This window comes from Corynebacterium gottingense (assembly GCF_007559235.1).
Classification (GTDB): Bacteria; Actinomycetota; Actinomycetes; order Mycobacteriales; family Mycobacteriaceae; genus Corynebacterium; species Corynebacterium gottingense.
Window position 1 is genome coordinate 15,893 of record NZ_VMHH01000003.1, and the last position, 12,447, is coordinate 28,339.

The following is a 12,447-nucleotide window of genomic DNA, read 5'->3' on the forward strand; positions in this document are numbered from 1 at the left end:
GCTAGCGCTCGCTCAGCTCGCTGGAGATCCACTCCTTGCGCAGCTTGCGCTGCTCGCGCCAGTGCGCAACGGCCTCGGTGGCCTCAATCCGCTGGCGCTTGAACACCAGCATGGACAGCGGGAACGCCACGATCAGGGCAAGGAGCGCGGAGATGATCAGCGGCACTGGGGCGCCGATGAGCATGGCCGCGCCCTGGATCACCACGGTGAGTGCGATGAACAGCACGAGCCTGCACAGCCCGTAGATCGCGGCGGCCTTATTGGCGCGCGAGCGGGCGGCGGGATCAACTTCCGGCGGTTGTTGTTGCATATGCCTAACCCTAGACGGCCACCAAGTATGTTGGAAGTCATGGGAAGGCTACTACTCCTCGTACTCATCGTCCTCGCCGTGTACCTGATGTGGCGCGCCTTCGGGCCCGGCTCGAACAAGCAGGTCGAGCAGGCGCCAGAGCGGCCGCAGATCAAGGGGCCCGACGATGATGAGGAGTTCCTCTGGAACATTGAGAAGAACCGCTTCAAGGAGCGGCGCGCCCGCGAGGAGGCGGAGCGAAAGCGGCGCGAAGAGGAGGAGCGCCGCAAGCGCCGCGACGGGGAGGGCAGCTAGCCGGAACTAGCGCTGTTCCAGCACCTCGGGCAGCTTCTCCGCCCAGGCCAGCGAGTGGCGCACGCCGTCCGCCACGGTGTACTCCGCGCGCCAGCCGAGCAACTGCTCGGCCTTCTCGGTGCGGGTGGCGCAGCCGACCACATCGCCATCGCGCGGCGGGGCGGTGCGCACCTCGAGGGGCTTGCCGGTGGCCTCGCCGACGGCGTCGGCCAGCTCGAAGACGGTGGTGCCCTGGCCGGTGCCCAGGTTGATCACCTCGTAGTCCGCCAGCGCTGACGCCTCGGCCTTCAGCGCGGCGACGTGCGCGCGGGCCAGGTCCCACACGTGGACGTAGTCGCGCAGGCCCGAGCCGTCGCGGGTGGGCCAGTCCACGCCGGTGACGGTGAACGGCTCGTCGGCCTGGTAGGCGGAGATCATCTTGCCCAGCGCGTGGGACGGGGCCGGGTTCTGCAGACCGGTGCGCAGCTGCGGGTCCGCCCCGATGGGGTTGAAGTAGCGCAGTGAGATGGCGCGGATGAGGCCGGCCGAGGCGGCGTCGGCAAGCACTCGCTCCAGCATCCACTTCGAGGCGGCGTAGGGGCTCGACGGGTCTGCCGTGCTCTGCTCGGTGACCATCAGGTCCTCACCGGGGACGTACATGGCGGCGGTGGAGCTGAGCAGGACGCGCTTCACACCACGCTCGGACAGGGTGCGCACGCAGGTCGTGGCCTTGCCCACGTTGTTCTCGTAGTAGTACAGCGGGCGCGAGACTGACTCCGGCACGACGATCTTCGCGGCGCAGTGGACGACCGCCTCGATGTCCGGGTGCTCGTCCAGGATGCGGTGCAGCAGCGCCACGTCGGCGATGTCGCCCTCGTAGTGGTCGAAACGCTCGGCGAAGGCGCGCAGGCCGGTAGAGTAATCGTCCAGAATCACCGGGGTAATTCCGTTGTCGGCGCAGCAGGAAGCGATCGTAGAGCCGATAAAGCCGGCCCCGCCAGTGATAAGAACCTTCATAACCTGTGAGTCTAACGCAGCTAGTTCAGGCCCGCGTACGAGTGCAGACCCGCAATCACCGTGTTCACGTACGTCATGTTGAAGATCGTCATCGCCAGGGCAAACACGTTAATCCAGGCCGCCTTGGAGTTCTTCCAGCCGGCGGTGGCGCGGGCGTGCAGGTAGGCGGCGTACAGGATCCAGGTGATCATGGACACGGTTTCCTTCGCGTCCCAGTTCCACGGGCGGCCCCACGCAACCTCGGCCCAGATCGCGCCGAACACGATGCCGATACCAAACAGCGGCAGCGTAATGATCGCCGTCTTGTAGGTGATCTGGTCCAGCGTCTTTGCCGACGGCAACGGGTGCACAATCTTGCCAATGAAGCCGTGCTCCTCACCCTTCGGCTGCCACATGCGCAGTAGGTACAGCATCGCGAACACACCGGAGACGATACCGACCGAGGCACCGATCGACACCGTGGAAACGTGCACCGGCATCCAGTAGGACTGCAGCGCCGGCACCACCGGGGCGGCTTGCATGTGGAACACCGTGGAGTTGAGGAACATCGCGATGACCATGGGGAACAGCAGCCACGGCCACACCGTGTGCCAGCCCTTCCGCCCGATCACGATCGCGGCGGCCACCATGATCACCGCGGTCATGAACAGGATGTACTCGTACAGGTTGCCCAGCGGGAAGCGCCGCGCCGCGATGCCGCGCGTGACAAACGCGACGATGTGCAGCGCCACGCCGACCCACACCAGGGCCTGCGTCATGCCCGCCCACTTGCGGGCGGCGGCCACCCGCTTCTCGTAGACGCCGTCAAGCTCGGGCTCCGGGGGCAGTTGCTTTTCGACGACCACCGGCCCCCCAGCCCCAACCGCCACCTTCTCCGCGGCGCGCTCTTGCTGCGCCGCGCGGCGCTCGCGCCGCACGTCCACGACCGCGAGGACGCGGCCGTAGTACACGCACGCCATGAGCAGCGCCACGATGTAGATGATGAACGCGGTGCGGAAGGTCAGATCGGACAACTCCGCCATGGTGGTGTTGACAAGCATGGTGCTCAATCTACTCCATCAGCGGGCCATTATCCAAGGTCATCCAGCTCGTCATCGTCCCCGTCATCATCCGGGTGCTCCCCCAGGATCTCCTCGACGAGCTCGGAAAACTCCGGGCCCCACCCGGCGCGGTCCGTGCGCGCCAGGCCCGCGATCTCCACCGCGGTCCCGCCGCCGACAACCGGGGCGAGGCGGACCCAGACGCGGCGGCGCTTGATGGTCAGCGAGCCGGCGAGCGCGGCGAGCATGATCACTGTGGTCACCAGTGCCCACACCTGCGTCGGGTCGCGGGAGATCTGGTAGTTGGCGTACTCGGCCGCGCCGTCGAAGCGCACCTTGATCCCGCCGTCCACGGTGATCTCCTCGCCCGGGGTGAGGTTGACGCGCTCCAGCTTCTGCAGCTGGCCTTCCGCGATGAGCATCTGGTCCAGCACGAAGATGTTCTGCGGACGGCCCGAGTCCAATCCAGCGTCGCCGCGGTAGATGTCCATGGACAGCGCCGGGTCATCCATCGACGGGAACGACGACTGCAGCGTCTCCCCGTCCTGGCCGCCCCACTGGGCCGTCGGCGCGAAGTTGCCCTCCAAGGCGATCTGGTTCTGGCGGCGGTCCGCCAGGTCCGGGAACATGCCGGCGGGCGGGTCGAAGCGCATCACGCCCGAGGACAGGAACGTCTGCGTGTCCGTGGGGCGGAACTGCATCATCTGGGTGCGGGTCTCGCCGTTGGGCCACGTCACCGTGACCTGCGGGGCGAACCCGTGGCCTTGCAGGTAGACGCGGTCGCCGTGGATGCGCAGCGGGTGGTTGACCGCCAGGGTGGTCTCCTGCCAGCTGTCCTTCGGCGCGGTCAGGTCGTCGGTGTAGGACACGTCGGACCAGAAGCCGTTCGCCTGGCCGCTGTTTAAGTATTCGGCGCGGAAGTTGTGTGCATCGATGCAGAAGGGGGTGAGCCCGGTGCCGTCGAAAAGCGGCCCCGCGCGGAACACGTCAAAGTTGGCGGGGGACGTATTGCAGAACTCGGTGGACTGCTCCACCGGCACGGCGTACTGGGACTCGGAGTTGGTCACTACGATGACCTGGCCCTCGTAGAAGACCATGCGGCCGGCGGCGAAGGCGACGATCATGCCGACGATGCCCACGTGGAAGAGCAGGTTCATCAGCTCGCGGGTGTAGCCGCGCTCGGCGGCCAGGGAGAATGTCCCGGCGCGGTCCTCCTCCGGCGAGTAGGCGGCCACGTGCCAGCGCTTGAGCAGGCGGCGGACCTTCGCCTCCACCTCGTCCTGACCGGTGTCCACCGTGGCTTGCGCGTGCATGGGCATGCGCGAGAGGTAGCGCGGCGCGCGCGTCGGGGTGGCACGGTAGGCGCGCCAGTGGTCCATGGAACGCGGGATGATGCAGCCGACCAGGGAGATCATCAGCAGGGTGACGATGGCGACGAACCAGGAGGAGCTGAAGACGTCGAAAAGCTGCAACCTGTCATAAATCGGACCCATCGTCGGGTTGGCGTCCAGGTAGTCCTGCACGAGCGACTCGCTCACGTTGCGCTGCGGGAGCAGGGCGCCCGGGATGGAGGCGAGCGAGAGGAGGAAGAGCAGGACGAGCGCGGTGCGCATGCTGGTCAGCCAGTGCCACGTCTTGCGCAGCCAGGTCGTTGCCGCCGATACGAGTTGCATCTCAGATCACCGTCGCTCCATATTGCAAGGTCCACTGTCGGATCCAGCCGACGAACACGTTCCACGCGCCGGTGACAAGGAGCACGCCGACGAGGATCATCAGCACGCCGCCGATCACCTTGATGGTGTGGGAGTGGCGGCGCAGGAACTCGACGCTGCGCACCGCCTGCGCGGACCCCAGCGCCACCACCACAAACGGCAGGCCGAGGCCCAGGCAGTACGCCACTACCAGCAGGACGCCGCGCGCCGCGGTCATCCCTTCGGTGCCGACGGAGACCGACATGATCGCCGCCAGCGTCGGCCCGAGGCAGGGCGTCCACCCCAGCGCGAACACGCCGCCGAGCAGCGGGGCGCCGAGCACGTTGGCCCAGCGCCGCGGCTGCAAGCGCCGGTCCTGCTGCAGCGCAGGCACCGCGCCCAGGAACACCACGCCCATCGCGATGGTGATCACGCCGCCGACGCGCATGAGCACCTCGGCGTTGAGGGTGATCAGGCTGATCGCGCCGAACACGGAGACGGTGGCCAGCAGGAACACCACGGTGAAGCCGGCCACGAACAGGCCGGCGGCACCGGCGACGGCCCAGCGGCGCGACTTCACGCGCACGCCGTCCTGGTCCACGGTCATCTCGCCGCCGACCACGCTGGTCAGGTACGACATGTAGCCGGGCACGAGCGGGACCACACAGGGGGAGGCGAAGGACACCAGGCCGGCCAGCGCGGCGGCCAACATGCCGAGCAGGAGCGGCCCGGTGGCCACGACCTCTGAGAACGCTTCGCCCACGCTAGCTCTGCCCCTCCTGCGCCAGCTTGTCGGTCACCTCGAGCACGTCCTGGGCGGTCACCTCGCGCAGGAACACCGCGGCCGGGCGGTGCTGCTTATCCAGCACGATCGTCGTGGGGATCACGGAGCTGGGCACGCCGCCGAGGAAGGAAGCGGTCTTGAACGGCGGGTCGTACAGCGACGGGTAGGTCACGCCGTTGTCGGCGACGAAGTCGCGGGCGATCTCCGGCTGCGGGTCGCGCACGTTGATGCCCAGGACCGTGCCGGTGCCGTCCGCGTCCAGGTGCTCCTGCACCTCCTGCAGGTCATCCACCTCCGCGCGGCAGGGCGCGCACCACTGGCCCCAGGCGTTGAGGACGACGATCTTGCCGTCAAAGTCGTGCAGGTCCACCGTGGTACCCGGCTCGGTGAGCGATTCTCCGCTGAAGTGCTCCACCGGCTTGCGCTCGGATTCCTCGTAGAAGATCTCGGTCTGCCCGCCCGGGGAATGGAACGAAAAGTTGTCTCCCCCACCAGAGCTGGCGCAGCCGGTGAGCAGGAGCAACGCGGCCATCGGCGCTGCAATCGCGCTCAGCGCGGTCCGTCGGGACATTGGCACCTCTCAAATCATCTGTTCAAAAACTCCGGCACGCTGGCCCAGCACAGCGGGCTAGATGCGTTCGGCCGGAGTGTCGTAGGACCAGTCAACAACAACGTCGCCGTCAAACACAAGTGACGTCACGCTGGCCAGGTCGCACTCGCGGCTCGCGTGCGCGAGGCGTTTGCCCTGCACGTAGCGCTGCACCATGACGATGGGCAGCTGGTGGCTCACCAGCACCGCCTCGTGGCCTTCCGCCTCGGCGCGGGCGCTGTCCACGGCGTCGCACATCCGCGCGCGGATCGCCTCGTAGGACTCGCCCCAGCTCGGCTCCAGCGGGTTCGTCATGTGCCGCCACCGGATCGGGTTGACCAGCTGGCTGCGCCAGCCCTTGGTGCGCAGCCCCTCAAAGGTGTTGCCGGCCTCGATGATGTCGGTGCGGGTGTGCACCTCGCAGCCGGTCACCTCCGCGATCGGCTCCGCCGTTTCCTGCGCGCGCTCGAGCGGGCTCGCCGCCAGGTACGTCACGTCGCGCCCCTCGAAGAACTGCGAGGTCACCGCCGCCATCGACCGGCCGCGGGAGCTCAGGTGGTAGCCGGGCATGCGCCCGTAGAGCACCTTCTTCGGGTTGTAGACCTCGCCGTGCCGCACGAGGTGCACCGTCGTGCGCGTCACTCGGGCGCCACCGCCTGCGCCGCAGCCTTCGCCGCGGGCACCAGGGCCTCCTCGATCCGGCCGAAGTCCTCGTCGGTGAGCGCGGTGGAGACGAACCAGGTCTCGAACGGGCTCGGCGGGGCGAACACGCCGTTATCCAGCAGCGCGTGGAAGAACGGCGCGTAGCGGAAGGTGTCCGCCGCCTTCATGTCAGCAAAGTTGTGGCCCTCGCCTTCGGCGAAGCGGAACGACAGCATCGTCGCGGCGCGCTGCACGTTGTGCGCCACGCCCTCGCGCTTCAGCGCGTCGGACACCAGTTTGGCCAGGGTGCTGGCGTTGCGCTCCAGCACCGGGTAGATGTCCTCTGAGGCCAAGCTTAACGACGCCATGCCCGCCGCCATCGCGACCGGATTGCCCGAAAGGGTACCCGCCTGGTACACCGGCCCAGTCGGCGCGAGACGCTCCATAATCTCCTTGCGTCCGCCGAAGGCCGCGGCCGGGAGGCCGCCGGAGATGACCTTGCCAAAAGTGGTCAGGTCTCCCGCCACGTGGTCCACGCCGTACCAGCCCGCATACGAGGTGCGGAAGCCCGTCATCACCTCGTCCAGGATCAGCAGCGCGCCGTTGGCGTGCGCGACCTCCTTGAGCTTGGCGTTGAAGTTGTCCTGCGGCGCGACCGTGCCCATGTTGCCGGCGGCTGCCTCGGCGATCACGGCGGCGATCTCGCCCTCGTTTTCCGCGAACGCGGCCTTCACGGCCTCGATGTCGTTATAGGGCACCACGATGGTGTCCGCCGCCTGCGCGCCCGTCACACCCGGCGAGTCCGGCAAGGAGAACGTGGCCAGCCCGGAGCCTGCTGCGGCGAGGAGCGCGTCGACGTGGCCGTGGTAGCAGCCGTCGAACTTGATGATCTTGGGGCGGCCGGTGTAGCCGCGCGCCAGGCGGACCGCGGACATCGTCGCCTCGGTGCCGGAGTTGACCATGCGCACCTCCTCCACCGAGGTACGGCCCACGATCATCTCCGCGATCTGCACCTCCGCCTCGGTGGGCGCGCCGAAGCTCAGGCCGTCACGCATCGCCTTCTGCACTGCCTCGAGGATCTCCGGGTGTGCGTTGCCGTGGATCATCGGGCCCCAGGAATTGATGAGGTCGACGTAGGCGTTCCCGTCGACGTCGATAAGCGTGCTCCCGTGCGCGCTCTCGATGAAGCGCGTCTGGCCGCCGACCGAGCCGAAGGCGCGCACCGGCGAGTTCACGCCGCCGGGCGTGGCCTGCTGCGCGCGCTGCCACAGCTCGGCGGAGCGGGACGTGTGTGCGGACGTTGGGTACTTGGCCGAAGTTGTCATAGTTGCCCATCCTAGGTGATGAGAAAACGCGGCCCTAGCTTTCCTGCTTCCCCTTCTTGCGAAATGCCCCGATGAAGATTACAACGAGCAGGCCGATCGCGATCCAGTTGGCCACGCGCGCGTACTGCTCCAGCACGTACACCACGGGCTCGCCGATCCACCAGCCGAGCGCGACGTAGCCCAGCGACCAGAGCGTCTTGGACACGAAGTCCAGGAGCATGAACTTCCACAGCGGCATCTCAGTCATGCCCATGAGCACGAAGACCACGAACGCGATCGGCAGCGGGATGGGCACGTACGCCAGGAAAATGCCCAGCCAGCCCAGCTTCATCCCCCACCGCTCCACGCGCGCGATGTTCTTCGCCGCGCGCTTGGAATTCTGCGCCTGCACGTCCAGGATGCCGCGCCCCCACAGCTTGCCGGCCCACCAGTACACCCAGTCGAACTTGATCGCCACGATCGAGCCGATGAGCAGGTACAGCAGCCAGTGCTGCGCCTCGCCCACCGAGGCCAGGGCGCCTGTCGACGCCGCGCCAATCCTCGAGCCCGTCAACGCCAGCATGATCGGCGGGTCCAGGCCCAGCAGCCAGGCGCGGAACGGAATGAGCGCGAGGCCGAAAATACCGATGAAGCCGAACCAGCCCAGGCACCAGTAGTCCGCCTTGGTGGGCTTTTCGTTCCAGGGCATGCCTGGCTGATCCCACCACTCCGGTTCCGATTCCGGGGTGTGCTGTTGGACCTGGCCTTCGTCCTCGCTCGACATAGACGTAAAGTCTACCGAGTTAGAACATATTCAGCAGCGCAGGGTTCGACGCCACCGCAATTCCCACAACCGCCAGCAGGCCGAGCACCACGGCGGCGATGATGCCGCCCGTCGACGAGCCTTCCTTCGGCTCACCGGCCACCGGCGCGCACTCCCCCTTCACGGGCTCGTACTCGGCCGTGGCCTCCGCGGCGTTCGCCCGGGCCTCCTTCACGGCCACCTGTGCAGCCTCGGCTGCCTGTGTCGCCTCGCCCAGCGAGCGCTTCGCAGCCGCCAGGGCCTCGTCGGCCGCAGCCTGGCGCGCCGACTGCTCCTGCTTCGCTGCCTCGAGTTCCTGCGCGCGCTTCGCCACGGCCTGTTCGGCGGCACGCAGCGCCCGCGCCGCCGTAAGCGTATCCTCCACTTGGGCCACGGCAGCCTCGCGCTGCTCGAGTGCTTCCTGCTTCTGCGCATCGCCCTCGTTCACGGCGCGGACGAGCTCGTCGTAGTAGGTGTTGAAGCGCTCGGTGTACTCCTCTACCGAATACGTCGGCCCCTCCACTGTGAGGTGAGCGAACGTCTGCGCGTGCGCGACGCGCCACGTAAAGCCGTGGTAGAGGAACTCCTCCGTGTTCACCGCGAAGCCGGTCGCGCGCATCTGCGGGTTCACCAAGGCCATGTAGTGGCCGGCGCCTGCGGCGAAGGGGTCGCGCCCCTGCTCCTTCGCCTCGAAGTACTTAGGGCGCTCCTCGCGGAACCACCCGTCGAACGGGTTCTCCGCGTTCCACGACAAGTTATCCCACCCGTTGCCGGAGTGCCCGCGCGGCAGCTGCTGCGACCAGTTGATGTTCACCTGCGCCTGCGCCATCAACGCATCCGTGACGGGCAGCGCGTCACGGCCCTCGCTTTCGCGGAGCTCGTTCGCCTCCGGCAACCATTCGATTGCCGCCTTCATGTTGTCCAGGTGCGTCGCGTCACCTTTGGCGCCGATGCGCGTGTCGTCCGCGATGCGGTACCCGGTCTGCCCGGTGACCTCATCTTCCTCGTCGTAGCGGTAGTCCGTGTTTAGCTCCGCGACGGCGTCGTCGGCCCCCATCGCTTCGAAGAATCCGAGCGAGCCCCGGTCGAACTGGGCCCGCGCCTCGGCCTTGCTCGCCTCCAGCGCAGCGCGGGCCTCCTCGGCGCGCGCCTTTGCCTGCGTGAGTGCCGCCTCGGCGGAGTCGACCGTCACGCCTCCCGGCACCGCGGTCTGCGCGGCGTCGCGGTCCTGGGTCGCGCTGTCGAGGGCACGCTGCGCATCCTTGACCAGGTTCGCGCTCGCCGTGCGCTCCTGCTCCGCAGCGTCGACATCGCGCTGCGCCGCGTCCAGCGCCTGCTGCGCCTCGCGGTCGCGCGCCTCGGCGGAGCGCAGCGCGTCGGTCGCGTCGTGTACAGCGGTGCGCAGCGCGACACAGCGCTCCTGCGACACCGACGCCGCGTCCTCAGCCAGCGCCGGAGGCGCAACAACCAACGCCGCCGAACAGCTCGCGGCCAGCACAAGTCCAAGAGTTTTCTGCATACCCAGCAGGTTAGCAGTCTTTCCCCAGACCTCGCGCAGTTTCGCGCGCGTTCGCGATCACGGCGGGCACGCCCACGCCGCCGACCCACGCGCCGGTGACGGCAATGCCGGAGCCGGATTCGTCGAGCTGCGCCAGCGCTTTCTCCACGGTGGCGAGGTGGTGCTCATCAAAGCGCGGCAGCCCGCCGAACCAGCGCTGGACAAAGATCTCCTCCAGGCCGGCCTCGCGGCCGTCGAAGCCGGTGACAGTCTGCAGGTCATCGAGCGCCCAGTCCACCAAGTCATCCTCGGAGGCCCGGATCGCCACATCGTCGCCGAAGCGGCCAAAGCTGGCACGCACGAGCGCCCCGCCGCGCTCGGCCAGGTGCGGCCATTTGCGCGAGGAGAGCGTGAACGCCTTCGCGTGCACATCCTCCGCGCCCGCGGCAACCAGGACGCCCGAATTTTGGGGCAGGCCGTCGTCGGTAGCAAAGCGCATGCCCACCACCGCCGAGTTGGCCAGCTTGATCGGCGCGAGCGTGGCCGCCACCTCAGGCTCGACCTGCTTCAGCAGCATCGCGGCCGTCGGCGCGGGCACGGCGAGCACCACGCGGTCGTACACCGCGTCCTCGCCGCCCTTGAGGCGGTAGCCCTCGCCCTCGCGCGTGATCGCGGAGATGAACGCGTCGATGTAGATCTTCGCGCCGGACTGCTCCGCCAGCGCCTCGTACGCCTCCTGGTAGCCCTCGCGGAACGCGCTGAAGACGGGACCCTGGCCGGTCGGCAGCTCCTTGCGCGCCTCCTCCAGGTTGCGCACGGCCTCCGACAGGTGCACCGGCCCCCGCTCCGCCAGGCGGTCCAGTTCCTCGGCCAGCTGCGGGATGGTCGCGCGCACGCCCAGGTCGTCGGCGCTGCACGAGTACACCCCGCCGAGCAGCGACGTCACGATGTGGTCCACCACCTCGTCGCCGTAGCGCTCGCGCACCAGCGCGCCCACGCTCACGTCGCCGCCGATCTCCCAGTCGAAGCCGGGGGCGTCGCCTTCGGCGTCGATACGCGCGGCGGTCTCCTCGCTCACAAGATGAGCAACGCTTGCCGACGCCGCCGGGATCCCCATCACACCGCCCCGCGGCAGCGGGCGCGCCTCGCCGTCCACGTACACCAGCGAACCGAGGCCGGACGGCGCGACGAGTGAGTCCCCCACCCCCAGCTCGGTGAAGAACTCGACCGCGTCGACCCGGCGCGACAGGAACGCCTCAGCGCCCATGTCGGTGGGGCCGCCCTCGAACGCGACGGTGTAGAGCTTGCCGCCGATGCGGTCGGTGGCCTCGTAGACGTCCACCTCGTACCCGCTGCCGCGCAGTTCGTAGGCGCAGGTCAGGCCGGCGAGTCCGGCGCCGATGATGGCGATGTGCATTTAAGCCTCCGTGCTGTGAGTGTCGTGAATAAGCCGTACGGCGTTGGTGATGGCGTCCGGGTCCGTGGTGGGCAGGACGCCGTGGCCGAGGTTGAAGATGTGGCCGGTAGCGTGGCCGTCGATAAGCGCCTGCTCCGCCTCGCCCTTAATGCGGGCGACCTCGCGGGCGACGACCTCCTCGCCGGCGAAGAGCATCGCCGGGTCCAAATTGCCCTGCAGGACGCGGGGGGAGGCGAAGCGCGTGGCGGCGCGGTCGAGGGGGACGCGCCAATCCACGCCCATAACCTCGCTGCCGGCCTCGCTCATCGCGCCGAGGAGCTCGCCGGTGGAGACGCCGAAGTGGATGCGCGGGATCTCCCCCGCGACTGATTCCAGGATCTCCGTGGAGTACGGCAGGACGAACTCGCGGTAGTCGCGCTCCGTGAGGAAGCCGGCCCACGAGTCGAACAGCTGCATGGCGTCGATCCCCGCCTCGACCTGGGTGCGCAGGAACGTGATGATGGTGGGCACCAGGCGGCGCATGAGCGCGTGCCACGTCTCCGGCTCGGCGTGCATCATCGCCTTCGTGGTCTCGTGGTTCTTGCTCGGTCCGCCCTCGATGAGGTAGCTGGCCAGGGTGAACGGTGCGCCGACGAAGCCAATGAGCGCCTGGGTATCGGTGAGCTCGTCCAGGATGATGCGGATGCCCTCGGCGACCTCGTCCACCGTGTGGTCAAGGATCGGCAGGTGCTGCACGTCCGCCAGCGAGCGCACCGGCGCGTCCATCACCGGGCCGCGGCCCGGGACGATCTCCACACCCACGCCCGCCGCCTTGAGCGGGACAACGATGTCGGAAAAGAGGATGGCCGCGTCCACGTCGTGGCGGCGCACCGGCTGGAGCGTGATCTCCGCGAGCAGCTCCGGCATAAAGCAGGAGTCCAGCATCGGGATACCCTCGCGCACCTTCCGGTACTCGGGCAGTGAACGGCCCGCCTGGCGCATAAACCACACCGGGGTGCGCGACGGGGTGCGGCCATTGGCGGCCTCGATGAGCGGAGCGGAGGAAAGGTCGCGTCTGGTCATGGTTTCCCAGCCTACGCG

At 68.2% G+C, this 12,447-nt stretch carries 13 protein-coding genes; 1 reads left to right on the forward strand and 12 read right to left on the reverse strand.

The genetic code is table 11. From position 1 onward, the window contains the following. Position 1: 1 nt before the first annotated feature. Positions 2–310, reverse strand: a complete 309-nt coding sequence (locus tag FPH17_RS04690) for a DUF4229 domain-containing protein (RefSeq protein ID WP_095535242.1) — start codon at positions 308–310, stop codon at positions 2–4. Positions 311–349: 39 nt separating this feature from the next. Here FPH17_RS04690 and FPH17_RS04695 point away from each other — a divergent pair, with 39 nt between their 5' ends. Continuing rightward, positions 350–604, forward strand: coding sequence for a hypothetical protein (locus FPH17_RS04695; protein WP_095535241.1), 255 nt, complete (start codon positions 350–352; stop codon positions 602–604). Between the two features lie 6 nt (positions 605–610). On the opposite strand, the gene galE is transcribed toward FPH17_RS04695, so the two are convergent. Genes galE through hemE form a run of 11 tightly spaced genes read right to left on the reverse strand, consistent with a single transcriptional unit; the run spans position 611 to position 12,429 of the window. Continuing rightward, positions 611–1,600, reverse strand: coding sequence for a UDP-glucose 4-epimerase GalE (gene galE / locus FPH17_RS04700; protein WP_095547038.1), 990 nt, complete (start codon positions 1,598–1,600; stop codon positions 611–613). A 20-nt stretch (positions 1,601–1,620) separates the two neighbouring features. After that, positions 1,621–2,640, reverse strand: coding sequence for a c-type cytochrome biogenesis protein CcsB (gene ccsB / locus FPH17_RS04705; protein WP_095547684.1), 1,020 nt, complete (start codon positions 2,638–2,640; stop codon positions 1,621–1,623). Between the two features lie 29 nt (positions 2,641–2,669). Next, the gene (locus tag FPH17_RS04710; RefSeq protein WP_154878878.1) at positions 2,670–4,313 is read right to left on the reverse strand and encodes a cytochrome c biogenesis protein ResB; all 1,644 of its coding nucleotides are present in this window, start codon (positions 4,311–4,313) and stop codon (positions 2,670–2,672) included. A 1-nt stretch (position 4,314) separates the two neighbouring features. Further along, on the reverse strand, positions 4,315–5,043 hold the full coding sequence (locus tag FPH17_RS04715) for a cytochrome c biogenesis CcdA family protein (RefSeq protein WP_095275326.1): 729 nt from the start codon (positions 5,041–5,043) through the stop codon (positions 4,315–4,317). 52 nt (positions 5,044–5,095) lie between these two features. Then, complete coding sequence (locus FPH17_RS04720; RefSeq protein ID WP_154878879.1) at positions 5,096–5,686, reverse strand: TlpA disulfide reductase family protein; 591 nt, start codon at positions 5,684–5,686, stop codon at positions 5,096–5,098. Positions 5,687–5,743: 57 nt separating this feature from the next. After that, on the reverse strand, positions 5,744–6,346 hold the full coding sequence (locus tag FPH17_RS04725; RefSeq protein ID WP_095547042.1) for a histidine phosphatase family protein: 603 nt from the start codon (positions 6,344–6,346) through the stop codon (positions 5,744–5,746). Further along, entirely contained in the window at positions 6,343–7,671 is a 1,329-nt protein-coding gene (hemL, locus tag FPH17_RS04730) for a glutamate-1-semialdehyde 2,1-aminomutase (protein ID WP_095547043.1), read from the reverse strand. The genes FPH17_RS04725 and hemL overlap by 4 nt, the downstream gene beginning before the upstream one ends. Positions 7,672–7,705: 34 nt before the next feature. After that, positions 7,706–8,434 carry a DedA family protein gene (locus FPH17_RS04735; protein WP_154878880.1) on the reverse strand — a complete coding sequence of 243 codons (729 nt, stop codon included), beginning with the start codon at positions 8,432–8,434 and terminating at the stop codon, positions 7,706–7,708. A gap of 19 nt (positions 8,435–8,453) precedes the next feature. After that, on the reverse strand, positions 8,454–9,971 hold the full coding sequence (locus FPH17_RS04740; RefSeq protein WP_154878881.1) for a CAP domain-containing protein: 1,518 nt from the start codon (positions 9,969–9,971) through the stop codon (positions 8,454–8,456). 10 nt (positions 9,972–9,981) lie between these two features. Next, entirely contained in the window at positions 9,982–11,367 is a 1,386-nt protein-coding gene (locus FPH17_RS04745; protein ID WP_154878882.1) for a protoporphyrinogen oxidase, read from the reverse strand. Further along, the gene (gene hemE / locus FPH17_RS04750) at positions 11,368–12,429 is read right to left on the reverse strand and encodes a uroporphyrinogen decarboxylase (RefSeq protein WP_095547047.1); all 1,062 of its coding nucleotides are present in this window, start codon (positions 12,427–12,429) and stop codon (positions 11,368–11,370) included. It lies immediately after the preceding gene. Positions 12,430–12,447: the final 18 nt, after the last annotated feature.